The organism is Aquimarina sp. 433 (genome assembly GCF_054054605.1).
On record NZ_JBSWZK010000008.1, the window covers coordinates 149,781 to 174,553 of the forward strand.

Sequence of the window (24,773 nt, forward strand, 5' to 3'; positions counted from 1 at the left end):
TTTGATAATTTAGTCAGCAACAGATAATTATAGTTATGAGATTTTTTATTGGAATACTCTTAGTTTGTTTTAGTTTTTCTTCTTTTGGACAAGAAAATCCTACCCTTAAGGTATCATGGGAAGCAATAGGCGATCATATTTCTGAAATTGATTCTAAATACACTTTGGAACACAAAGAAATTATACCTTCCCTTTCTTATACAAGACAAACTATAGCAACTGGAAATTATCAGTTAATGGAAATTAACTTAGCTGTAGATTTACGAAAACAACATTTAAAAAACGAAACACCAATCTTATTACTTCCTGAGAATAAATTTGTGCAATCTGAATACCATGTTGCAATTCCAACCGCTACACCACAAGGTGCTTTCAGGGTATCTATTACCGGAAATGGAGGATATAATAATTCCAATACTAGTAACGGTGGTATTAAAAATAATGCTTATCGAGATGCCAGCTCGTATACCGGTATTTATTGTCCAGTAACTGGTGTGCCTTTAACGTACTAATCTCATACGCTATGAACATCTATTAAATAGTTATTCTACTAAGCGAATTCCATCTTTTTCGATGATTATCTTTTTGGCTTTATACAAAGACCCAATAGCCTTCTTGAAACTTTTTTTACTTAATTGAAAAACTTCTTTAATATCATCGGGATCTGACTTATCATTCAAATCAATAAATCCACCTTGTAATTTTAATTCTTTAAGTATTTGTTCAGCATTTGGCTCGATAGACCTATACCCATGTCTCTGCAAAGTAAGATCTATTTTACCGTCTGGTCGTACTTTTTTTACAAAACCTTTAAGCTGATCTCCAGTAGTCAACTTTTGAAAAATTTCATCTTGATATACTAAACCTAAATATTTTTGATTCACAATCATATTCCATCCATGTGGAGAAGGATGAGAAGCTATTAAATCAACCTCATCATATGAAGAGAGTAATACCAAAGAATTATCTAAAAATCTATTCGTTTTACTAGAACCCACTAATCTATTGGTTTCTTTATCCAAGTATACATAAACAAGATACCAGCTACCTACTCGCATTTTGGAAGCCTGTTCTCTAAACGGGACAAAAAGTTCTTTTTCTAATCCCCAATCCATAAATGCTCCAATTTCTGAAACTGTGGTACATTTTAGATAAGCAAAAGAATTGACTGTTGCAAAAGGCTCTAAGGTAGTTGCCACGATACGCTCTTCATGATCCAAGTATACAAATACTTTGATTTCATCACGAATCATAAACTGATTCGGTACATATTTATTAGGCAATAAGACTTCATTTCCTTCATCATCACTAAGGTATACACCCTGATCTCTTTCTCGTACAAATTCTAATGTATTATACTCACCTAGTTTAAGCATTGTCTGATATTTTGGCGCAAAGATACTTTTTTAATTAACCTGAATATATTAAAAAAGAAAAAGGTGCCTAAATCGGCACCTTTTCTGTGTTTTTTCTACTGATCTACTAGTTGTAGATAGCTTCTTTTCCGAAATGCTTTGTTAAAAGATAGTACACAACAGCTCTGTACTTGTTTCTATTAGACTTTCCGTAAGCTTCCATTACAGAAGCAATCGCTTCATCTAACTTATCTCCATCAGAAAGACCTAATTTTTTAATAAGGAAATTGTTTTTTACAGTGTCTAACTCACTCTGATCACTACCAGAAACTGTAGAAGCGTCTGCATTATAAATAGAAGGACCGCAACCAATAGTTACTTTCGTTAAAAGATCCATATCTGGCTCTTGTCCAATTTTATCTTTAAGGTCAGCTGCGTACTTAGCAATTAAATCGTCTCTCTTGCTCATAAAATGATAATGTTTTAGGTTTTAGTTAATTTATTATGTTATCTCAAATATAATCTATTTATAAATGAATAATTCATTTATAAATTATAATAAAAACGATTTTTTAGATAAAATGCTTAAAATAATCGATTAAAACACTATCATTTACTTTTCGAGGTGTAAAAACCTCTAAGAGTTGTGGCGATTCATTATTTTTATAAAGTTCTTGAAGTTTTTCTAATAAAGTATCTAATTCATCCGCTTTATGATAATCTATTTGGAACATAGTACATAACTGCTCTGCAGTTAAATCATGTTTTGTTTCAAAATATGTACTAAAGTTATCGCTCTCAGATTTACCAGGTAAAATTCTAAAGATACCTCCTCCTCCATTATTAATAAGAATGATCTTAAAGTTTGAAGGCATATAATTATTCCATAATCCATTACTATCATAAAAAAAGCTCAAATCACCTGTTAGTAAGGTTGTAGGTGCATTTGATACCACAGCCGCTCCAATTGCCGTAGAAGTACTACCATCGATACCGCTGGTACCGCGATTACAAAACACCTTCAAAGATGGATTTAAGGAGAATAACTGAGCATACCTTACTGTAGAACTATTACTTAGTTGAATCATTTGATGATCCGGAATTGCGTCAAATATTACTTCAAATGCTTTTAAATCTGTAAAATATACTTTCTGAACAAATTCTTTATGCTTTACGCGTCTCCTCTCTCTAACTGAAATCCAATAGGATTTATAATCATTAACAGTCACCGTTGTTTTCGGTAAAAAATCCAACAAAAACTTATTTGGATTCATTTTTATATGCTCAGTAAGACAAAAATAAGTGTCATATGCCTTTTTCTCATCTAAATGCCAATGTACTTTGGGCTGATACTTTCTTAAGAAAGCTTTGATTCTTTTAGATACAACCATACCTCCAAATGTTAGTAAAACATCTGGCTGTAGCTTCATAAAATCATTTTCATCTAAAGAGGTAATCAACTGATCAATACAATTGATATGAGAATCATGATGAATATTAGAAGTAGTTTCAGTAAGTACTAACACCGAAGGATCTTTGGCCAAAAGATCAATCCATTTCTGATCAATAACGTTCGGATAATTAACTCCAATTAAAATCAACTTTCGATTAGCCCCATTCCATTCATCCAACATATTAGCATATAATGTTTTTGATATGCGATGTTCTGTAAACTCAACAGGAATATTTTTTGGAAAAACTGTAGGCTTCTCTAGCGTATCATATAAAGGTTCGTAAAAAGGAACATTAATGTGCACTGGTCCGTTTTCTTGAATAGCAACATTTAATGCTAAATTGATTTCTCGTTCATTATGCTTTTGCGCTTCGTGTTGTTTCTGCTTTACTTTAATATCTTCTATTGCGGTTTCTGGTACGATTTCAGAATATAGATTTGCAGAATACAAAATATGATTATCAAAAACATTTTTCTGGCGTATGGTCTGACCATCTCCGATATCTATTCTTTCGACAGGACGATCAGCACTTAAGATTACTAAGGGGATATCACTATAAAAAGCTTCTGAAATAGCTGGATAATAATTTAGCAGAGCACTACCCGAAGTACATACCAACGCTACTGGTTTTCTAATTTGCTGCGCGATACCCAAGGCAAAGAAAGCAGCACACCTTTCATCTACAATGCTATAACATTGCATTTCTGGATTTTCTGTAAAACCAATTGTTAAGGGTGCATTTCTAGATCCTGGAGATATAACAACATGATGAATTCCTTTTGCCTCACATAAGGCAACGATAGTTTGCGATAAAGGAATTTTGGAATATAAACGTTTCTTCATTCGAATTGCTAAATTACGATATAGGGATAAGTAAAGCCAATCTTTTTAATGTATTTTAATCTACTTTTTAAAGTTTTGCTATTTAAGAACCCACTGAAAATACTTAAATACTTTAACGACAAACATCTTCAATTATATACAGGTATGTCAGCTTTAAATAAACCTTTTCACGAAGAAGATAGCAAGTCAAATCTTTGAAAAATGATCTTCAAAATTCGAAATAAAATCATGGATATACTTTTGTGACACATCAGATTTACGAAAAACTAAATGATGTGTTCTTTTTAAACCATTTTCACCAATCCTTTTAAAAATCAAATCTTCTGATAATATAAAAGATTTTAGTGCCCATTTTGGCATACACATAATCCCCATATTGGCAGCGATCATTTCTAAAGCAACTTCGGTTAAGGGTATAGCGGATATTTTTAATGGATGAATTCCATTTGGTTTTAAATAGTTTTCATATACAGAAACTGTTTCCAATGGAAAAGAATGAATTATTAAATGTGTATTAGAAAAAAAATCAGCATCTACAAAATCAACAGATTCATATTGACTTTCTTTATGCATAATTACAAAAATCTCATCTTCATAAACCTCAATGCTTGACAAGGTTTCATTTTGTGGTTTGGAAGTAACAATGGCAATATCTATTTCATTTGACAACATTTTAGAAATAGGCTGATGTGTTGCTTCAAGAATCAAATCAACATGTATTTTTGGATACAACAAGGCCATTTTCTGAATAAAATTCGGAAGACCTTGATAAAAACTATAACATTCAGTACTTACCTTTATAGTACCAGTTGAACCAGCCTGTAACTGTTTAATATTTTCAAAACCTTTTTCAATACTATCCATAATTGTGTTTCCCAAATTATAGAGCTCATAACCCTCATCTGTTAATTTCCATTTATTTCTAGTTCTCAGAAAAACCTTAAATCCCAACCTTGATTCGAGTTCTCTCAATTGATGACTTAAAGCAGATTGTGTTAAAAACAGTTTTTCAGAAGAACTAGCGATACTCCCTTCTTCTACAATTGTTTTTATTAATCTAAAATACTTGATTTCCATACAGAACAAATTTAACTATTCATTGCTTATGGACTAGTTGAAAATAATTCAGCTAAGAATAAAAATGTCTCAATCTTATAATCTAGTACGATAAGACAATCATACTAATTTTGACAAAAATTAAACCTTAGAGATTATGCAAAAGCAAAAAACTAATTCCACTACAGCATTACTAGATGCTATACAAATGTACTTCGATGCATTGTATTATTGTGATATCAAACTACTAAACCAAGTATTTCATAAAAGTTCTAGTTTATTCGACGTAGACCAAGGAAAGATTTTTATTGAATCCATAGACAGCTTCAGTAAAGATGTAGAAAGTCGATTATCTCCTGCAGATGCTGGACAAAAACCTGAAGCAGAAATTTTAATGATTGACTGGTTGTCTTCTCATTGTACGACTGTGAAAATTAGAATTAGAGCACATAGGAATGTGTTTGTTGATCACCTTGCTTTTGTTAATGGAGAAAAAGGTTGGCAAATTGTTTCCAAAATATGGCATTTGGAAAAAGAGATTAATTAGTTTGTAAATATTTACGACTAATTCATAACAAAAAATAAAGTAAAAAAAGATCAATCTCCATTCGTAAGGTTATTGAATCACAGAACTCTTTTCATAGTTTCGGTCTTCTTTACAGTTTCTTCCCATTCTTTTTCTGGAATAGAATCTTTGGTAATACCTCCTCCAACATACAATAATGCTTGATCCTTACAAATCTCCATACATCTCAAGTTTACAAATAGACTTGATGAAGATGCGCCATTGTCATAGCGATGTAATTCTCCTAAAAAACCAGTGTAATATTTTCTATCATATCCTTCATTGTGTAGAATAAAAGATCGAGCTTCTTCTTTTGGTAAACCACATACTGCAGGAGTTGGGTGTAAAACTTCGATAATATTTTTTATGTTCTGTGGACTGCTTTTAAGCGTTCCAGTAATGTCGGTTTTAAGATGAAGAAGGGTTCCTGCTTTATGCGTATAAGATTCGGATCTACGGATAGCATTTACATTTTTAGTAAGTTCTTTCATTACAAACTCCGTTACCATAGCCTGCTCTTCGATTTCTTTTGCTCCCCAAGAGACTTCCATGGATCCTTTATAAGGTTGCGTTCCTGCTAATGACATGGTCGAAAAATTATCACCATCGATGTGCAACAAAGTTTCTGGAGTCGCTCCTAACCACATTCCAATCTTAGGATGATACCAAAAATATACGAAGGCATTAGCGTATAAATCAATCAGGCGTTGAAAAACCTCTAACGCATTAGATTGCGAAAAAGGAACTTCTTCTTTTCTAGAAAGCACAACTTTTCTAAAAGAATTATTTTCAATTGCTTTTATTCCACTATTCACTAGTGATATATGAGCTTGTCTTTCTTCACCTTCTACAGAAACATTAGAAATGTTCTTCGAAATATACTTTAAGTTTTTAGGAGTAATAGGAATAATTGATGTAAAAAAAGAATTCTCTGTATCCGGAATAATTACTGTCTTTTCAGAATTGCTAAAAGGCGCAAAAACAAAACCAGAACTATCATATGAACTTACCTCATGTAAATAGTCATCATTTTGTAGAAAACAATTCACCTCATTCGTACCTGGTTTTTTATAGACCACTAAAGGTAATTGCTGATCCAATTGTGATTGGATTTTCAGGTATAGCTCTGAAATATCCATATAATTTATGATTTCGTTAAAGCAATAGTTGTTAGTTTTACTATAGAAATTAACTTCTCTTCCTCATTTCGTAATTTTATATCCCAAAGCTGGGTAGTTCTCCCTTTGTGTACAATTTCAGCCTTTGCATAAACATATCCTTCTTTCATACTTTTTACGTGATTGGCAGAAATTTCTAATCCTCTGATATAAAACTTATCTGTATCTAAAAAAATATGAGATGCAGCACTACCAACACTTTCAGCAAGTGCGACCATTGCACCTCCATGTAAAACTCCATCTGGTTGATGCACCTTTGGTGTGACAGGCATTTTCGCAACCAAATAATCATCTCCAACTTCACAAAAAGAAATATCTAATGTTTCCATTAGTGTGTTCTTGCACATTACCGCGCATTTTGCTAATATTTCTTCCTCTGATAATTTCATAAATAAAATTTTAGGTAAAAATAAACATTGAGGTTAAAATATTCTAACTATATTTAATTATTATTTTAACGAACGTTCAATAAAATGCCTAAAACGAAAACATCTAAAGAAGAGGTCTTACAAAGAGTAATTCCTATACTAAGAGAACGTGGTATTGCTAAAAGTAGCATGAGCGAATTAGCTAAGGCATGTGATATTCAAAAATCACATTTTTACTACTATTTCAGTAATAAAGAGCAGCTCATAAAAGAAGTACTTGCCACTGTACACAGTTATTTCAAATACAACTTATCTAAGATAATAGCTAACAAAGATTTAAATATTTCAGAAAAACTAGAACAAGTTAGAAAGCTCATTGATAAAATGTTTAAAAATGCGAATAGTGGTTGTATCATGGCTAATACAGCCCTAGAAACAGCTCATCTAAACCCTATTTACAAAGATGAAATACAACACTTTTTTGCTGACTTTATCTCTGGACTACAGATTTTACTAGCACCCAATTATTCCAAAGAAGAATCTTTAGAATTAGCTGAGCAAATTGTACAAGATTTAGAAGGAGGAATCCTGTTGATGAGAATTTACAATGATCATAAATACATTAACAATGCAGTATCCAGAATGGAAAAAATAATTTTAAAAACTAACTAATGAAATCATTTACCATACCCTCTACAGACGACTACCCTATTTCAGTACACGAATTTATTCCTTCCTCCGCTAATAGTGTATCAATTGTATTCGCGCCTGCTGTTGCAGTTCCTCAAAAATTTTACTTTCATATGGCCGAATATTTAGCAGAAAAAGGTTGTAATGTATTTACATTTGATTATCGCAGTATTGGCTCTTCTAATTCTAAAAGCATCAGAGCTTTAAAAAGTCATGGTTTCTTTTCTTGGGCTATGGATTTTAAATCAGTTTCTAAACATGTAAAAGAAAAATTTCCTGATAACGCTCAATATATGATAGGTCATAGTTATGGAGGAAACAGTGTTGGTTTCAGTGATGCTTTCCAATATTATGATAAATATCTAACCATTGGTTCTCAGTTTGGTTTCTATAAACATTTCACACCAAGAATGCGTTTTTTGATCTATCTAAACTTCAAATTCTTCATACCCATTACTACATCAATTTTAGGATACTATCCATCCAAATGGTTCGGATTAGGAAGACCTTTAACCACTAAAGCGGCAAAAGATTGGGCTACTTTTTTATTACACCCAGATTCTATGTTGCATTTTACAAAAGGAAATTCGGAAACTTTTTATCAAGAAATTAAAGAGTCCATGTTACTTATTAGTATAGACGATGATCTTTTTGCTCCTAAAAAGTCTGTTGATATTCTTGGAGACCGTGTATATCATAACGCACAAACAAGCAGAAAACATTTAGTGCCATCAGATTACAAATTAAAAACAATAGGGCATTTTGATTTTTTTAGAAAGAAAAATCAGGATATCTTGTGGCCCATAATTGATCAATGGTTTGAACTCTAAAATACTATTAAAGCTATGCAGAAAGAGGTTGTATATCAATCTACAAACACCTACGACACCCTAAACGAACTTACCGAAAAAACGAAGACCGTTTGGTTAGTATTTCATGGTATTGGATATCTGAGTAGGTATTTTATTCGTTTATTTCAAAGTTTAGATCCAGAAGAAAACTATATTATCGCTCCACAAGCTCCTTCAAAATATTATAAGAACAATGATTATAAAAGAGTCGGAGCTAGTTGGTTAACTAAAGAAAATACTAAAACAGAGACTAAAAATGTTCTCAATTACGTCGATGCGGTGGTAGCAATGGAAAAAATTCCTTCACATGCCAAATTTGTTGTTCTTGGATATTCGCAAGGAGTTAGCATCGCGAGTAGATGGATAGCAAGTAAACAAATACAACCTGCCGGTTTTGTAATGATTTCTGGAGGTTTTCCTAAAGAATTACAAAAAGAACATTTCTCTTTTCTATCAGATACAACAAAAGTCACCCATATATTAGGAGAAAACGATCCGTATTTTGAAATAGAAAAAGTAAATGCAGAAAAAATACGTGTTAAAAATATTCTTCCTCAAATAGAGTTCAGGACTCATGGAGGAGGTCATGAATTAGACGTGGAAACTCTAACCGATATTACATAAAGTTAAAGTAAAAGGAAGCATCCAAACATAAGAAATCTTAGTTATATTACAAAGCATTCCTAACATTCACAGTATCATATATTATGGTTAGCTTCTCTATTTTATTGTCAGAGGTTAGCTCTATAACATCCACCACTTTAAACTTTATAATTTCATCTGATTTAAGAGTCCAGTGATAATCGAATAGTATAGAAATCCTATTAGAGTTTTCTTCTATAAAAAGTCCATCAAAATTGAGTTTGGAAGCTTTTGTATCTGCTGCTAATGCATAATAAAACTCTTTGGCTACCATTGTTCCGTATACAGGAGATACTACAATCCCATCTTTCGTAAAAAGCTGTATTACCTTGTCGATTTTTCCTTTTTCTAAAAAAGACAAATATTCCTTAGCGACTTCTTCTTTTGTCATTTTAGAGATATCTTTCTTTAATAACCTCTAGATGATGTGTTTGATGTCCAGAAAGAATATAACCAGCTGCTCTGGCACTCATGGGACTACCACTAGCCTCACCTATCCATGCTAACATTTCTGATGTAAAACCTTTATATAATGAGATAGAACTATTTCTTACCGCCTTAAAATCTTCAATAAATTCTTGTTTCCCTATATTATTTGCATTCGAATTAGGAACGTAGTCATCTTGATCAAACCCAATTAAAGGACTGTTATCTTTTCTAGCAAATCTTAGTGCTCGGTAAGAAAATATTCGTTCAGTATCAATAATATGTTGTAATACCTCCGCGATTGTCCATTTGCCATGATCATATGCATACTTCATTTTTTCTTCTGGAATTACTTTTACAAAATCAACAAACTGAGCTATTCCCTCTTGTAAACCTTCTACTATATCTTCCTTTAACGCTTTGTCTATAAAAATTCCGTAATAAGGATTGTATTCTTCTTTGGATAATAACGATTGCATAAATATGTTTTAAAAATAATTGAGGAAAAATACTAATTCAGTTCTCATCTGTCTTTAAATTAACAGTTATTTATCATCTTTTAATACTTCGATGCGCTACAAATTTTAATCTGTTCCTAAAATAGGAGGTTAATTTTAGTATTCATTGAAATAGCTCAAATAATTCTGCTTTATATAACAATTATATATTTGTAAGTATTTTCTTATTAAATTGTTATCTTATATAATAATTGTGTATTTTGCAGATATAAATAGTGTTTTATCTATATAATTATTTTTTTGGGGCTTAAAGTAATAATAAAAACTCTAACTAAATATTTATCAAAACACCTTTAGAATGAAAAACCTGCCCCATCTTTTTATTTTAATACTATTCATATCTAAGCCTATTTTTTCTCAACAAAAAGAGCTTGATAGTATAATTACTCGAATTACGACCTTGTCAGATTCCAGTACTATCGACTATGGTTCTAGACAAGTAGAACATCTATTTTGGAAAAAGGAATTCGACTTAGGTTTATTGTATGCGGATAAGTTATTGAAACTATCAGAAAAACTTGAATATGATAAAGGTATAGCTACTAGTTACAACCAGATTGGTAATATGTACAATCGCAAAGATGAACTTATTAAAGCTTCTTCAAACTATAATAAAGCAGAAGAATATTTTAAAAAAATCAATTTATTAGAAGGTTTGGCTTTGGTAAACAATAACAAATCTAGCGTTGAACAAGAACGTGGTAATCTGGAAAAAAGTATTTCTTACTTACTTGAAGCTAATAAATACAATTTCCAATTAAAAGATAGTATTGGTTTGTCTCGAACCTTAAATAATATAGGAAATGCATATGCAATGTTAGGTAAATTTGAATCTGCAAAAAGCTATTATACCCAGTCTATAAGTATTAAAAAGAAACATAAATTGAAAAAGTTAGGTACAAGTCTAAACAATATGGCTTTACTACATTTTAACGAAAAAATGATCGATAGCGCTACCAATTATGTGGTTGAAGCTTTATCCACTTGTAAAAAAAATGATAATATCCGAAGTGCCTCTTTTTCCTATGAAATTTTGGCCAAAATAGCATTGCATAAAAACCAACAAGCGTTAACCAAAAAATATTACGATTCGTCAATGATAGCAGGAATAGAGTCTAAATGTAATAGAGCAGTAATCAACTCTAAACAGCAATTAGGATACATCGCTATTCAAAACAAAGATTTTAGAGAGGCGGAAAAGATGCTTTCTATGTCAAGAGATGAACTTGCAAAAACGAATATCCCCTCATTACTTCTTACAAATTATAAATATAGCGTAAAATTAGATTCTGCCAGAGGGCAATACGCCAACGCCTTACAATGGCAACAAAAATATCAAAAACTGTCTGATAAAAATACTCTCGAACAAAGTACACAAAAAGTAACACAAGCTGAAAATCGATTTAAAGCAGAAATGGAACAGCTTAAACTTATTGATGAACAAGAAAAAAGAGAACAAAAAACAAAGGAAAAATTATTTAGATCAAGAGTATTTAATTATATCGCTATTGGAGTTCTTATATTCTTATCAATATTTCTGGCTCATATAATTAAAACAAGAAAAGAAAGAAAAAGATTGATCAAGAAATTGAATGATTCTAATCAAGTAAAAAATAAACTGTTTTCTATCATTTCACACGACCTAAAAAACGAAATACATGGACTTAACGGAAGTCTTAATTTAATGAAAAACAACAATTTATCTTCGAATGAATTAGGTGAAATTATTCCATTATTAGCTAATAGAACACATCAAACATCAATAATGTTAACAAACTTGTTGAATTGGTCAAAATCTCAAATGAAGGAACTATATGCAAACCCCACTGCTTTCGATATTTCTGAAGTAATTAATAATAAATTCGCCTTCTTTGATCCCAAAGCTGCCCAAAAAAGAATCAAACTTATTAATGAGTTACCTCCAACTAGAGTGTACGCTGATAAAGATATGTTCTCAATAGTATCTCAAAATCTAATGGCAAATGCGATCAAATTTTGTAACCCAGGAGATTCTATAACCTTATTTTCGAGAGCAAAAGGAGATTACTACCAAATTGGTTTTAAAGATACTGGCATAGGGATAAAAGCAGAGAATGTACATAAATTATTCGCTGAAGATACATTTACAACAAATGGCACACAACAGGAAACTGGAACTGGTCTGGGTTTAAGAATCTGCAAAGAACTTATAGATCTAAACAAAGGTAATATTGCTGTGGAAAGCAAGCCTGGTGAGGGAAGTACCTTTTATATTACATTACCGATGGCCTCTTGAAAAATTAAATAAACTACATATTCGGAATATGTATATCTTATTTCACCTGTTCTTTAATCCACGCTGTTAATACATCCAAGGCAATAGGTGAAAATGTTTGCTCTATTTCAGAATACTCGCCTAGAGAACCTCGAGTAGCTTCTTGGAATAAATGATTCAGACTTTTAAGCTCCTTTATTTCAACATTTTTATTACCTGCTTTATCCAGAGCAGTTTTAATAGCAGTAAGGTTTTCTTTTGAAAGCACTTGCAAATCTTTATCTCCATTTAACGCTAAAACAGGAATTTTTATTTTTTCTAAATACTCCGAAGGTCTGGATCTGATAAAACTTGCTACCTCATAAGAAGTAATCTGATTTACTAATGCCTTTCGTTGATTTTCGGGAAATAGATTACCATACTTGTTTTTATAGAAAGAATGAATACTGTCTTTTAGTGATTGATTATCCAGCTTAGCTTCCTTAATTATATCATAAGCTTCTTTTACTATTTTTTGTCCTTGCTGGATTTGCAGTTCATTCAATCCCATATCCTTTTCAAAAGCAGCTTTTTGAGAAAGCATTAATTGATCACCTGGAACACCAGGAGCAGCTAATAATACTAAAAAGCTGATTTTTTTATTTTCCGAAGCTACTTTGGGAGTAACAATACCTCCAATACTATGACCAATCAAACCTATTTTAGCATTATTGATCTCTTTTCTTTCTTTTAAGAAATCAATAGCTGATTTTACATCTAGTGAAGAAAGTTCTATGGTTACTTTACCGAAATCTCCACCAGATTCGCCAACTCCACGTTCATCGAAACGAAAAACTGCTATACCATTTTTTGTCAAATGATCTGCCAATACTAAATAAGGTTTATGCCCAAACATATCTCCATCCCTATTTTGTGGTCCACTACCACTTACAATAATCACCAAAGGAAATTGTCCATTTTTTTCTGGTAAAGTTAAAGTTCCTTTTAAGCTTACATTATCTGCATTACTCACAAAGGTTATTTCTTCGGAATAATAATTAAAAGGTGGTTTTGGCTCTTGCGGTCGGTTTAAAATAACGGTACCCTTTTTGAGGTTTAAAGGAATCGGAAAACCTCCTTGTTTCATATTCCCTATTATTTCACCATCATCATTTAAAACACCTTCATACGCTAGCTTTAGATCAGAAAAGGTAATGATCACAGAAGTATTATCAACTTTTGTATTGCTTGCTTTAGCTCCATTTAAACCTTGTGCTGGTATATCCAAAGTAGCGGTATAAATTGTATCTACTTTTTCTATATGAAAAGCAATATCTAACTTACTACCTCTTATATCAACAGTACCTTTCCAATCTCCTACTATATCTTGTGAAAATAGATGAATTGAAAAAATTAAAAACAATACAAGGACAATTTCTTTCTTTCTTAATAGAATCATTTCTTTACGTAAATAACTTATTCCATAAACCTATTTATGAAATATTGATTAGTATTTTGCTTCTAAAATTAAAGAATCATTTTGAAAAGTACCGATTTTAAGAAAAAACTCAATTAGGATCCATTCACATAAAGCAAATCTTCATCCTATTTACTATTGCCAAATAAAAGTATATACGCCTGTGGCATCATCAAATTCAAAATCAGCTTCTTGAATTTCAAAATCTGAGAATTGGACTACACTACAACACTCTCCTTTGGTTACAACAGTCTCTACACTTAGTTGGAAAAGCTGATCATTAGAAATAGTAACGGAAAGTGTTTTTCTTCCTGAAGAGATACTTTGTGAGCTGACTGTAATAATACTGCTATTATCAACATCATTTCTAAAAAAATCAATAGAGCTCTGATTAGCGAGGTCGATTATACTAATATCCGAAATCGTTATTACACCGCTATCTAGTATATTATTGTTTTCGGCATCTAACAACTCAAAATTAAAAGTGGAGTCAGGGACACAAACGACTGCTTCACAATCATTTGAATCGCAACTATTAAAAAAGCAAAAAATAAGTAATAAGAAAGTAATACTTCTCAGTTTCATGACTATGGTTTTTAAATTATATACTATAGATACTGCTTTTTTCAGATAGTTGCTTCAGAATATTAAATTTTACCAAAACCAAACAAAAACATAACATAAAAAAAAAACTGCAACACTATTGGTATTGCAGTCTTATTTTTATTTAAAAGTGTTTTAAGCCGAATTTCGACTTGCATTGATATTCCCGAACAAAGAACGGGTTACCATCTTTTCGTACACCTCTAAATTTTCATCCTCTTCTCCGGATCTATTAATATCCTGAATCTTCTTAAGCGCATATTGCTGAATAGTAAGCAATGGTAATACGATATTTTCTCTTATTTCTATAGAAGCTTTTCCAGCTGGCTCATTTTCCATTAATTCCGAATATCCAGTTAACTTAAGCAATAGACGTTTCGTAAGTTCGTATTCATCATGTATGATATTCCAAAAAGCACCATACTCTTTATCATCTTTCATATATGCTGTTAATTGAAAGAATGATTTTGTCAAACTCATCATACTATTACCGACTAAAGCTCGGAAAAATGCAGATCCTTTATAAAGATTTATAATTTTATCGAATTCACCTTTATCTTCGTATACTTTTAAAGCGGTACCTACTCCATAAAAACCAGGCACATTTTGCTTCAGCTGGCTCCAACTACCTACAAATGGAATCGCTCTTAAGTCTCCAAAATCTAAACTTGTACTCTTACTTCTTTTAGAAGGACGACTACCTATATTTGCTTTACCGTAGTATTTAAGCGTACTCATATGCTCTAGATATGGTAAAAACTTAGGATGACTTTTGAAATCTACATACGTCTGATAACTAATGTCTGCTAAATTCTGCATCGTCTCTTTATTCTCCTTAGAGAAAAGATTAGCTTCATTTGCGGTTAGCTCATTTTCTACTCCAGCGCCAAGTAATTGTTCTAAATTATATTGACAGGAATCTAATGTTCCAAAATTAGAACTAATGGTTTGTCCCTGAACCGTAATTTGTATCTGCTCATCTTCAATTGTAGGACCCAGAGATGCATAGAACTGATTTGTATTACCACCTCCTCTTGCTGGTGGTCCTCCTCTACCATCAAAGAATATAACTTTCACATTATACTTTCTGGAAATCTCTGTTAATGCTTCTTTTGCTTTAAAAATCCCCCAATTCGCCATCAAATATCCACCATCTTTGGTTCCGTCTGAGAAACCAAGCATAATAGTCTGCTTCATTCCGCGACGCTTAAGATGTTCCATATACTCTGGATTGGTATATAAAGTTTCCATTACATGGTGAGAAACTTTAAGATCAGGAACTGTTTCAAATAGTGGAATTACATCTACCGTTGGTTGTTTCCAATCACATAGACGTATCATAGCAAAAGCTTCCATAACATTCAGTACACTTCCGTTATTACTAATGATATATCGGTTTGACCCACGCTCTCCATTATTTTTTTGTATGGTTTTGATCGCATAAATAGATTCGATTGTAGCTCTTGCCATATCGTCATCTAAAACTGATGGATCTAAATTACCCGAAATGGTAGACAATACTTGGATTTGCTCCTCCTCTGATAAAGAAGCATAATCATCTGGAAAGAACCCTAATCCTAACTCATTGGTTTTTTTAACAATTTCCATCAACACTCCATGGTGCACTCGAGAATCTTGTCTTATGTCCAAAGTTCCAAAATGAAATCCGAATATCTTTACTTTATTAATAAGATCTTGTAATTCTTCTAAAAACAAAGATTGATGTTTACTTATCAGCTCTTCTCTTACTTCTAATAATCCATTCATCAGCGTTTCTATGGCAAGAGGTTCGGCAGTTTTAGCATAGTAAAAATTATCATATAACGCAGATTCTAATACTCCTAATTTATCCTGAAGATTTCCAAAAGTTATTCTACGTTTTAGCTTACGCATATCGCGATAGTAATTAATAAGAACAGTTTTACGAAGTCTTTTTGCTACTTTAAGCGTAGTTTCTGTAGTTACAAAAGGATTTCCATCTCTATCACCTCCTGGCCAAAAACCAAGGTTTATCAAATCATTCTCAAGATCTTCTCCCTGAAAAATATTTTGTTGAATATAATTATATATCGTTCCTACCGAATGATAAAATACATTCTCTAAATACCATATCAAGCTTACCGCTTCATCATACGGAGTTGGTTTTTCTTTTTTAAAGAATGCAGTTTTTCCTAATTGCGCTAATAATCGCTTTATTTTCTGAGAATCATTCTCTCTGATCGCTGTATCGAGATCATGGATAATCCCTAAAACAGTACCCGGATAAAACTGAGTAGGATGCGCAGTTAATGTTGGACGTATCTTAAATCGTCTTAAGTATTCTTTTAACTCTTCTAATTGTCCTTTGGCTTGTGCTTCTTCTTTGATACTTCTTAGCGTACCACGACCATCCATATTATTTACTACAGGAAAAGCAGCATCTTCTATAGCATCAAACAATACTACTTGTCTTTCGATATATTGAATAAATCGAAATAATAAATCGTGTTTTTCTTTATCTGTAGGGTTATCTCTATACGATTTGAAAAAACTTTCTACAATTTCTGTTGGAGTTTTCTTTTGATCATAACCTTTTTCGCATACTTCTTTAAAAAGAGGTAATAAAACACCTGTATTAGTAATTTCATCAAAAGGTAATGTAATAAATATACTGTTGTATATCTGGTATTTAGTTAGAACGTTGTGGTTAAAACGATCTATTTTTGGTTGTCTTGCCATAATTGTGGTTACGAATATGGTTGATTAATAAAATAAAATACAAGAAAAAACCCTCTAAGATTATTTCCTAAAGGGTTTATATGTTTGCATACAATAGCCCTTTACAAATCTTGGAAAATTGAATGCATTAAACGTTTCTTATCATTGATACTTTCTTCTAACGATATCATAGTTTCTGTACGATATACACCATCGATATCATCCAATTGGAAAATAATGTCTTTTGCGTGATTAGTATCCTTAGCTCTTACTTTACAGAAAATATTAAATTTCCCTGTTGTGATATGAGCAACGGTAACGAAAGGAATTTCTCTGATTCGTTGTAAAACGAATTTGGTCTGAGATGTATTTTGAAGATATATTCCCACATACGCGATAAACGAATACCCTAATTTTTTGTAATCTAATGTTAAGGAAGAACCTTCGATAATCCCAGCCTCTTCCATTTTCTTTACACGTACATGAACAGTACCTGCAGAAATAAGTAATTTCTTTGCAATATCTGTAAACGGTGTACGAGTATTTTCAATCAACATATCTAATATTTGATGATCTACTTCGTCTAATTTAAATTTTGCCATAGTAATTCTAATAAATTTTCCCGATTAATTACATTGCAAAAATAACAGAAAAATAATGTTTTCACATATTTTTTTTCAACTTTTTGTTAATTCTGTTGAGAATAATTCATCATTTAAACGGAATTTTAACAACTCGTTTTCTGGAACTACCTCTACTGTAACGTTTTCGTTCTGTATTGTCCTTTTATCAGCGTTTATTTCTCTATGACCATAAAAATTTTGTAAATCTTCAATTTTAACAATTTTTGGAATGAATTTGACACTATTTTCTGACAATTCCTCAGTATATTGAATAGCAATGTCTACATTTTTTCCATTTAACATAGCATCTCTAACAATAATATCGTAGAAAAGCTTACCATTTTCAGGTATGTCAAAATATGTTTTATAATGATCTCCTTTAATTTCGTTCTTAGCGATATAAGAAACTGATGTCACTAAGGCGTAGAAAATATACTCTCTAGTTCTTTCTCTATCATAATCATTATCGAAATGCCCAGCTTCAAACAAAATTGTAGGTACATTAAGCGTTGACAATGTATCGCCAACACAATTTATATTAAAACCATCATCATATCTACCAATACGATTAGGAATAAACTGTTGTAATACAGTATTCATTTCTGCTATAATTTCCATAGCAATCTTACGACAAGTAGTGATGGTACGTTTTTCATCTCCCGCAGGAGATAAAAAAGAAACTGTTGCAGGATTCTTAGTTTCTCCTGCACTAAATATAGTACGCTGTCCGTGGAGATTAAATGCATAATCAGGTTGAATACTATCTATGAGTTTTCTTAACACTACACTCTCCTTTTGGGTCTTATTTTGAGCATCTCTATTTAGGTCTACTTTATTATAATTAAGACGTGTATACAATCTAGCTCCATCTGGACTCAAAATAGGTATGATATATAATGTACAATGCTTTAAAATATCTTTTGATAACTCATTAAAGTCGTCGGACAACATTTTTAGAAAATCAAATATTGCTTTAGTTGTGGTACTTTCATTTCCATGCATTTGAGACCAGAAAAGCAATTTCTTGGAACCTGTACCTATTTTAATGAGATAAATAGGCTCATCATTTTCAGAACTTCCTAACTGTTCGATCTCTGCTTTCTGAGATATAGTATCTATCAGTGGTTTAATATGTTCTAAATGTATATATCGTCCTGATATTGCAGACTGTTTATAATTCGTAAACCAATCTTTTAACTCTTCAATTTTCATAAGTATAAATCTGGTCTAAAATTACTACTGTTTAAGGAAGAATCATAGAAAATAATATAAATTTTACAGATGTAAACTAACATTACTGTTACAAATGTAAACTAACCCAATTTACAATTGTATACGATGTGAATATTTGTATTGTTTACATAATTAAACAGTATTATAGTGAAAAGTACAGAAAAGTATTTCATGAAGCACTTTAATCAAGTAAGTTTTTAAAATTAATATTTAAATTACTTATTTTCAATACTTAAAAAATAGTTATTTAAAGTAGTGGATTAATATTAAATATATTGAATTCGACTATATTTACAATTGTAAACTGTTATTTTAAATCATTTGTTTACCTTTGTAACCAACTAATTTATTTAATCTGGTTTACAATGGTAAACACTACTGCTTTTGGAAAAAGAATACAGGAAATCATGAAATTTTACCACGTTTCAGCTTCAGGATTTGCTGATGCTATGGGCGTAGGTCGTTCTTCTATTTCGCATATTTTATCTGGAAGAAACAAACCGAGTTTAGATTTTGTAATGAAAATTACCGAAGCATATCCTGAGGCAGAATTATATTGGCTTCTATATGGAAAAGGTACTTTCCCAAAATCAGAAAATCCGGTGGAAAAAGAAGAAAAAGTCAAACCAGAAAATGAGATAGTCCCATCCTCTACTCCTAATCCTATAAATGAATCGGTTTCAGAACAAGATCTTTTCTCTCAATCCGATACAAACGAAAAAGATATCAGTTCTGATCAAGTTACCACCCCTTCTTTAACTCAAAGTAAATCCAATTCTTCTCTTCATAAAGAAATAGAAAAAATCGTTTTCTTTTATAAGGATGGCACCTTCAAAGTATACAACAATTAACTTCTTTTATATATTTCTGAAGAACTATGTGAAATTTGGCGAAATAGATTTATTTTCGCGTAGTATCGTTTTTAATTCATTATGATTCGATTATTTTTTTTATTCCTTGCTTCTCTTCTATTTCTTGGTTGTTATCAGCAAGAACGAGATTGTCAAAATTTTCATACCGGAACTTTTGAATTCGAAACCTATCTTAACGGAGAATTAGCGAAAACTACTTTTGTTCGCAATGATTCTATAGAAATAGATTATTTTCTTGGTAAAAGTGATACGGCCACCATACGCTGGATTAATGATTGTGAGTATATTGTAAAAAAATTACATCCCAAAAATATGGCTGAAGAAAAAGCCATACATATGAAAATATTAACTACAGATGGAGACACCTACACTTTTGAATATGGTTTAGTAGGTGTTAAAAAAAACAAACAGAGAGGAACTGCTAAAAAAGTTAACTAATGCTCGAAATTTTTACAACTGCTGATGCTTGGGTTGCCCTACTAACACTTACTTTCCTAGAAATTGTCCTAGGAATTGATAATATTATATTTATCTCCTTAGCTTCTAGTAAATTACCAGAACAGCAACAGAAAAAAGCTACTAATATTGGATTGTTATTGGCAATGCTTATGAGAATTATATTGCTTTTTGGTATCTCCTTATTAGTAGCCATGGAAGCTCCCTTTTGGCATATTAATCTTCCTTGGATTAAAGCAGGAATAAGCGGTCAAGCCCTAATATTATTTGGTGGTGGAATTTTTTTACTCTACAAAAGTGTTCATGAAATACACGAAAAAGTAGATGAAAAAGGAGAAGAAGAAAAAGAAATTCAAGAAAAAAGTTCTAGTTCTTTATCAAAAGCTATCTTGCAAATCACTTTAATAAATGTCGTTTTCTCATTTGATTCTATTCTCACTGCGGTTGGAATGACCAATGGATTAAGCGATAATCCTATTGATGCCCTAATTATTATGATCATAGCAGTAATTGTATCGGTATTGATTATGATGTTATTTGCTAATCCTGTTGGTCGTTTTGTAAACAAACATCCTTCTGTACAAATTTTAGGGTTATCTTTTCTAATTTTAATAGGATTTATGCTTATTGCGGAAGCAGCTCATTTAGCACATCTAAAGATTTTTGATACTGAGGTTGGTGTTATTCCTAAAGGATATCTGTACTTTACGATAGCGTTTTCTCTTTTTGTAGAGTTTATCAACTTTAAATTACGTAAAAAAGGATCCTTAAAGTAGTAACTTAAGATTTTACACTTGTTGCACATCAAAAATTATGACCAAACTAAAAGAATTAAAGGATCGTAGTGGAAATATCTGCGAACTATGCGGAAAATCAGATGACCTAGCTATTTATGAAGTTCCTAAATCTCCAAATGTGGGACTTGATTCTAGCATATTATTATGCTCAGTTTGTTCTGCACAAATTGAGGATTCATCTACTATGGATCCTAATCATTGGAGATGTCTAAACGACAGTATGTGGAGTCAAGTATCAGGAGTTCAGGTAATGGTATGGAGAATACTTCATAGATTAAAATCAGAAGGATGGCCTCAAGACCTTTTGGATATGTTATACTTAGATGACGAAATATTAGATTGGGCGAAAGCTTCTGGAGATCATAATGATGAAAATATCGAAATTAAACATCTCGATGCAAATGGTGCTTTATTAAAAGCTGGTGATAATGTTGTCCTTATTAAAGATTTAAACGTAAAAGGAGCTACTTTTACAGCGAAACGCGGAACAGCGGTAAGAAATATCTCCTTAGTACATGATAATTCAGAACATATCGAAGGGAAAATTAATGGGCAACATATCGTGATTTTAACGAAATACGTAAAAAAATCATGAATCGAATAAAACTCAGAAAATTATCGAAAACTTTCTACTTAAACTTTAAGTAAATAAAACACGTTACATTTTTCAATATTTTTTGTCTTTTCTTGTTATTCAATAACATTGCACTTTATTAATCACAACTTGCCTGCTATAAACTACCTCCCATTTATATATAACAGGTAAATTTTAAAGAAAAGAACTTAACCATGAAAAACAATGTTTTAGGATCATTATTTGCAAAAATCCCTGTAATACTAGTTTTGTTATGCTTTCACTTCAACATGTATACTACAAATGCGCAAACGTATTGTATACAACCGGGAGCAGATCAGATTGCTGGAGAAGAAGACGGTTTTAGATATGAACTATGGAATCAAAACTCACAAGGCACAGCCTGTATGACTTTAGGAAATGGAGCACTTTTTAGCGGAGAATGGAGTGGTATTTTAAACTATCTAGCAAGAAGAGGTCTTGGATATAACCAAACTCAAGAACATCAGGAAATAGGAGAATTTTATGCTACTTACAATTGTAATTATAATCCTTCTTCTGCTTCAGGAAACTCATATCTATCAGTATATGGATGGACTGTAGAGCCTTTAGTCGAGTATTATGTGATTGAAGATTGGCGAAATTGGATTCCTTCTATGGCAGATGGTGCTGAACTAAAAGGGTCTTTTGAAATCAATGGGAGTTTTTATGATATTTATGAAAACACCAGAGTAAACCAGCCTTCTATAGTTGGAAACACTACTTTTCAGCAATATTTTAGCATTCGAAGAGATAGAAGAACTGAAGGAAGCATTGATATATCAGAGCATTTCAGACAATGGGAGTCTATTGGTATGGATCTAGGGAAATTACACGAAGTCTCTATCGTTGTAGAAGGATATCAGAGTAATGGAAGTTTTGAATTTACAGAACTAGATGTATCAGTAGATAATACCGTTTTAGGTGTTGATGATTTACAAAAACCTAACTCATATTTTGATATTTATCCTAACCCAGCAAAGGATATTGCTCATGTGAATTTTAATATTTCTAATCAAGAAAAAAAACTTGAAGTTTACAATGTCTCTGGTAAAATTGTTTTATCCAAAAATTATGGTGCAACAGAAACCATTACGGAAATAGAAAATTTACCAAAAGGAATGTATTTTGTTGTTTTAAATACCAATAACAATAATGCAGCTAAAAAACTTATTATTCTTTAAGGCTTTAGCATTCATTGAACGCCTAGAGTTTTTTCGAAAATGTAAAAAAAATAAACCGCTGATTAATAGCGGTTTATTTTTTTACATTTTCATCTTCTAATCCATAACAGAGTACTGATTTTTTTAGACCAAATATTCTACCATTTTTCACTTCATAATTAGCGTACAAATCACCATTCTTTCTAAACGCCTGTTGAATACCATCTTCTTTTCCCATATTCAGAAACATTTTTTTATAAAGTTCTCCTGTAGTATACCATTGTTTTTGCTCTCCGTGAGGTTTACCTCTATAATAATTTAAATGAGATATTAGCATATGATCTGTTTCTGCAGACCATATCTTCTTCTCTCCATGAAGTTTTCCGTTATGATAATTAGCCACTTCTTTAAAATGTCCATCAGAATACCATAGGGTTGATTTGTTTTGTTTTTTTCCATTTAAAACACCTGTTCTTTCTTTTAACGTATCATTACTATGAAAACTAACAATATATCCAGAGTAGAACTCACCATTTAATAACCACTGAGATGTTTTATGATTATAGTTTAGATATGCTTTATGAACAGCTGTATCTGGTACTTCAACAAACTCCTCTTTAAGAAGATCAATCCCATTTTGTTTTGTTTTTATTTGTTCTGTACACCCTAAATTTAAAAGACACAACGATAATACAACTAATCTTGCATGCTTTATCATTATTTCAAAACATGAAACACTCATTGTAAACAATTTAAAAAATAGCATTCGGTGTTCCTTGTAAATCGCCCGCAAAAAGCGCAATAACATTTCCCAAATAAAATTCATTAACAATATGATAATGATAAAACTCTTCATCACCACTATGCTGAGTTACTCCCAAATGACCACCAGATTCATCGAGATCATTTGGATAAGCTCCATCCATTTCTCTCCTGCCATATAATAAAAAACCATCGGACATTATACCTATTAACTTTTCATCATCATACGAAAGCTCCGTGTTTTCTGGTACATCATATGACTCTATATGGTAATGATAACCAGAAGGGCCATTATGTGCTCCTGCATAATCAAATGTTTCAACAATAACCTCTTCTAGAGGTCTATTTGGCCCTTCTAAATCATTAAAAATAGGGACACCAGTGACTGAAATACCTATAGCCCCTAACCCAGTTGCAGTACTTGTTGAAGCAATCTGTGGTGAAGTAGGAACAGTTAATGAATAACTTCTATCTCCACCAATACGACCAGGAGTTAGAGCAACTGCTATCACAGGCTCAATATATAAAGGATTTGTTTCTTCCCAATATGGAGATGTATGATTAGGAAGACCATTTGATTCTATAGTAATCTCATCACCATCGAATGAGACAGTTACCGCATCTGGATTAAATTCATCAAATGCAGAAACAGGAGTGCTTCCACTATCAGGGTCTGTAACATTAGATCCATTATCATCACTTTTACAAGAAAATAAAACAAGCATGGTTAACCCAAATAATATTCTGAACCGAAAAAAAACAGATTTTGTCATAATAATTTATTTTAATTGATTTTTCTCTTTAGACAACCAATTAAACAAAATCCTTCGGTAAAACTTTAATATTATTTTCTACTCCCTGATAAACGATTAACAACTTTACTCATAAAAGCATCGAAATCAACTAATTGCTCCTTTGTCAAAAGCTCTTTTATTTCTTTAAAATGAAGATATGTTAATTCAATTTTCTTTCTTTCATATTGTTGCAATTGATTTAAAATACTATCCTTGTTTATAACCAATGAGGTGTCTGAAAGACTCTCAAAGTAAGGATAAAGCAATTTCACCTTTTCCTTATCTATATCAGCCATTTTTTGTTTATGCTCATCAGCTAAATTATGAAACCGAGATTCTTGCAAATCATTCAAACGTAATGTTTTTACTATTTCAGATCGAAAGTTCTTAGGCGCAGATCTCTTAATAGGTTGAGGTGGTTTGATTAAAAGAAAGGCTAGAAGAATAATATTAAGTACTACCAAACCTATGATCACGAAATTGTAAACTCTTTTATTATTCATA

27 protein-coding genes are annotated in these 24,773 nt (G+C 31.6%); 11 read left to right on the forward strand and 16 right to left on the reverse strand.

Annotation, left to right across the window (positions count from 1 at the left end):
* The first annotated feature begins 35 nt into the window (after positions 1-35).
* Positions 36-512, forward strand: coding sequence for a hypothetical protein (locus ACWNT5_RS16735; RefSeq protein ID WP_456517986.1), 477 nt, complete (start codon positions 36-38; stop codon positions 510-512).
* Positions 513-542: 30 nt separating this feature from the next.
* Here ACWNT5_RS16735 and ACWNT5_RS16740 read toward each other — a convergent pair whose 3' ends face one another.
* The 4 genes from ACWNT5_RS16740 to ACWNT5_RS16755 all read right to left on the reverse strand — a co-directional run bounded on the left by ACWNT5_RS16740 (position 543) and on the right by ACWNT5_RS16755 (position 4,729).
* The gene (locus tag ACWNT5_RS16740; RefSeq protein WP_299601947.1) at positions 543-1,376 is read right to left on the reverse strand and encodes a CvfB family protein; all 834 of its coding nucleotides are present in this window, start codon (positions 1,374-1,376) and stop codon (positions 543-545) included.
* Between the two features lie 106 nt (positions 1,377-1,482).
* Positions 1,483-1,824 (reverse strand): DUF2853 family protein, encoded by a 342-nt coding sequence (locus ACWNT5_RS16745; protein ID WP_299601950.1) that lies wholly within the window; start codon positions 1,822-1,824, stop codon positions 1,483-1,485.
* A 103-nt stretch (positions 1,825-1,927) separates the two neighbouring features.
* Complete coding sequence (gene menD / locus ACWNT5_RS16750) at positions 1,928-3,652, reverse strand: 2-succinyl-5-enolpyruvyl-6-hydroxy-3-cyclohexene-1-carboxylic-acid synthase (protein WP_456517987.1); 1,725 nt, start codon at positions 3,650-3,652, stop codon at positions 1,928-1,930.
* Positions 3,653-3,838: 186 nt separating this feature from the next.
* Positions 3,839-4,729, reverse strand: coding sequence for a LysR family transcriptional regulator (locus tag ACWNT5_RS16755; RefSeq protein ID WP_456517988.1), 891 nt, complete (start codon positions 4,727-4,729; stop codon positions 3,839-3,841).
* A 136-nt stretch (positions 4,730-4,865) separates the two neighbouring features.
* Between ACWNT5_RS16755 and ACWNT5_RS16760 the strand changes: the two genes are divergently transcribed.
* Positions 4,866-5,255 carry a nuclear transport factor 2 family protein gene (locus tag ACWNT5_RS16760; RefSeq protein ID WP_456517989.1) on the forward strand — a complete coding sequence of 130 codons (390 nt, stop codon included), beginning with the start codon at positions 4,866-4,868 and terminating at the stop codon, positions 5,253-5,255.
* A 77-nt stretch (positions 5,256-5,332) separates the two neighbouring features.
* Here the strand turns inward: ACWNT5_RS16760 and ACWNT5_RS16765 are convergent, their stop codons facing one another.
* Together ACWNT5_RS16765 and ACWNT5_RS16770 are read right to left on the reverse strand one after the other, a co-directional pair.
* A complete protein-coding gene (locus tag ACWNT5_RS16765; RefSeq protein WP_456517990.1) occupies positions 5,333-6,412 on the reverse strand; it encodes an isochorismate synthase in 1,080 nt (359 codons plus the stop codon).
* 5 nt (positions 6,413-6,417) lie between these two features.
* A complete protein-coding gene (locus ACWNT5_RS16770; RefSeq protein WP_456517991.1) occupies positions 6,418-6,840 on the reverse strand; it encodes a PaaI family thioesterase in 423 nt (140 codons plus the stop codon).
* A gap of 84 nt (positions 6,841-6,924) precedes the next feature.
* Between ACWNT5_RS16770 and ACWNT5_RS16775 the strand changes: the two genes are divergently transcribed.
* The 3 genes from ACWNT5_RS16775 to ACWNT5_RS16785 are packed head-to-tail and all read left to right on the forward strand — an operon-like array spanning position 6,925 to position 8,984.
* Positions 6,925-7,491: a TetR/AcrR family transcriptional regulator gene (locus ACWNT5_RS16775; protein ID WP_299601963.1), complete on the forward strand. Its 567-nt coding sequence runs from the start codon at positions 6,925-6,927 to the stop codon at positions 7,489-7,491.
* Positions 7,491-8,339 (forward strand): alpha/beta hydrolase family protein, encoded by an 849-nt coding sequence (locus ACWNT5_RS16780; RefSeq protein ID WP_456517992.1) that lies wholly within the window; start codon positions 7,491-7,493, stop codon positions 8,337-8,339. The genes ACWNT5_RS16775 and ACWNT5_RS16780 overlap by 1 nt, the downstream gene beginning before the upstream one ends.
* A gap of 15 nt (positions 8,340-8,354) precedes the next feature.
* Positions 8,355-8,984 carry an alpha/beta hydrolase gene (locus ACWNT5_RS16785; RefSeq protein ID WP_299601969.1) on the forward strand — a complete coding sequence of 210 codons (630 nt, stop codon included), beginning with the start codon at positions 8,355-8,357 and terminating at the stop codon, positions 8,982-8,984.
* 46 nt (positions 8,985-9,030) lie between these two features.
* Here ACWNT5_RS16785 and ACWNT5_RS16790 read toward each other — a convergent pair whose 3' ends face one another.
* Together ACWNT5_RS16790 and ACWNT5_RS16795 are read right to left on the reverse strand one after the other, a co-directional pair.
* Positions 9,031-9,393 carry a nuclear transport factor 2 family protein gene (locus ACWNT5_RS16790; RefSeq protein WP_456517993.1) on the reverse strand — a complete coding sequence of 121 codons (363 nt, stop codon included), beginning with the start codon at positions 9,391-9,393 and terminating at the stop codon, positions 9,031-9,033.
* Position 9,394: 1 nt separating this feature from the next.
* Positions 9,395-9,907, reverse strand: a complete 513-nt coding sequence (locus tag ACWNT5_RS16795; RefSeq protein WP_456517994.1) for a DinB family protein — start codon at positions 9,905-9,907, stop codon at positions 9,395-9,397.
* 337 nt (positions 9,908-10,244) lie between these two features.
* Here ACWNT5_RS16795 and ACWNT5_RS16800 point away from each other — a divergent pair, with 337 nt between their 5' ends.
* A complete protein-coding gene (locus tag ACWNT5_RS16800) occupies positions 10,245-12,221 on the forward strand; it encodes a tetratricopeptide repeat-containing sensor histidine kinase (RefSeq protein ID WP_456517995.1) in 1,977 nt (658 codons plus the stop codon).
* A gap of 37 nt (positions 12,222-12,258) precedes the next feature.
* Here ACWNT5_RS16800 and ACWNT5_RS16805 read toward each other — a convergent pair whose 3' ends face one another.
* The 5 genes from ACWNT5_RS16805 to ACWNT5_RS16825 all read right to left on the reverse strand — a co-directional run bounded on the left by ACWNT5_RS16805 (position 12,259) and on the right by ACWNT5_RS16825 (position 18,791).
* Complete coding sequence (locus ACWNT5_RS16805) at positions 12,259-13,638, reverse strand: alpha/beta hydrolase family protein (protein ID WP_456517996.1); 1,380 nt, start codon at positions 13,636-13,638, stop codon at positions 12,259-12,261.
* Positions 13,639-13,791: 153 nt separating this feature from the next.
* Positions 13,792-14,241: a hypothetical protein gene (locus tag ACWNT5_RS16810; protein ID WP_456517997.1), complete on the reverse strand. Its 450-nt coding sequence runs from the start codon at positions 14,239-14,241 to the stop codon at positions 13,792-13,794.
* A gap of 153 nt (positions 14,242-14,394) precedes the next feature.
* Positions 14,395-16,977, reverse strand: a complete 2,583-nt coding sequence (locus tag ACWNT5_RS16815; RefSeq protein WP_456517998.1) for a phosphoenolpyruvate carboxylase — start codon at positions 16,975-16,977, stop codon at positions 14,395-14,397.
* 101 nt (positions 16,978-17,078) lie between these two features.
* Positions 17,079-17,558: an Lrp/AsnC family transcriptional regulator gene (locus ACWNT5_RS16820; RefSeq protein WP_299601986.1), complete on the reverse strand. Its 480-nt coding sequence runs from the start codon at positions 17,556-17,558 to the stop codon at positions 17,079-17,081.
* Between the two features lie 75 nt (positions 17,559-17,633).
* A complete protein-coding gene (locus ACWNT5_RS16825) occupies positions 17,634-18,791 on the reverse strand; it encodes a M14 family zinc carboxypeptidase (RefSeq protein ID WP_299601988.1) in 1,158 nt (385 codons plus the stop codon).
* Positions 18,792-19,177: 386 nt separating this feature from the next.
* On the opposite strand from ACWNT5_RS16825, the gene ACWNT5_RS16830 reads away from it, so the two are divergent.
* From ACWNT5_RS16830 to ACWNT5_RS16850, 5 genes are all read left to right on the forward strand, one after another.
* Positions 19,178-19,663 (forward strand): helix-turn-helix domain-containing protein, encoded by a 486-nt coding sequence (locus ACWNT5_RS16830; protein ID WP_456517999.1) that lies wholly within the window; start codon positions 19,178-19,180, stop codon positions 19,661-19,663.
* 81 nt (positions 19,664-19,744) lie between these two features.
* Complete coding sequence (locus ACWNT5_RS16835; RefSeq protein ID WP_299601994.1) at positions 19,745-20,122, forward strand: DNA topoisomerase IV; 378 nt, start codon at positions 19,745-19,747, stop codon at positions 20,120-20,122.
* Positions 20,122-20,916 (forward strand): TerC family protein, encoded by a 795-nt coding sequence (locus ACWNT5_RS16840; protein WP_456518000.1) that lies wholly within the window; start codon positions 20,122-20,124, stop codon positions 20,914-20,916. Before ACWNT5_RS16835 ends, ACWNT5_RS16840 begins: the two co-directional genes overlap by 1 nt.
* A gap of 37 nt (positions 20,917-20,953) precedes the next feature.
* The gene (locus tag ACWNT5_RS16845; RefSeq protein WP_456518001.1) at positions 20,954-21,532 is read left to right on the forward strand and encodes a PhnA domain-containing protein; all 579 of its coding nucleotides are present in this window, start codon (positions 20,954-20,956) and stop codon (positions 21,530-21,532) included.
* Positions 21,533-21,726: 194 nt separating this feature from the next.
* A complete protein-coding gene (locus tag ACWNT5_RS16850; RefSeq protein WP_456518002.1) occupies positions 21,727-22,734 on the forward strand; it encodes a glycoside hydrolase family 11 protein in 1,008 nt (335 codons plus the stop codon).
* 73 nt (positions 22,735-22,807) lie between these two features.
* On the opposite strand, the gene ACWNT5_RS16855 is transcribed toward ACWNT5_RS16850, so the two are convergent.
* The 3 genes from ACWNT5_RS16855 to ACWNT5_RS16865 form a co-directional block, all read right to left on the reverse strand.
* Positions 22,808-23,455: a toxin-antitoxin system YwqK family antitoxin gene (locus ACWNT5_RS16855; protein WP_456518003.1), complete on the reverse strand. Its 648-nt coding sequence runs from the start codon at positions 23,453-23,455 to the stop codon at positions 22,808-22,810.
* A 10-nt stretch (positions 23,456-23,465) separates the two neighbouring features.
* Positions 23,466-24,248: a YHYH protein gene (locus ACWNT5_RS16860; RefSeq protein ID WP_456518004.1), complete on the reverse strand. Its 783-nt coding sequence runs from the start codon at positions 24,246-24,248 to the stop codon at positions 23,466-23,468.
* A 71-nt stretch (positions 24,249-24,319) separates the two neighbouring features.
* Positions 24,320-24,772 (reverse strand): hypothetical protein, encoded by a 453-nt coding sequence (locus ACWNT5_RS16865; RefSeq protein WP_456518005.1) that lies wholly within the window; start codon positions 24,770-24,772, stop codon positions 24,320-24,322.
* Position 24,773: the final 1 nt, after the last annotated feature.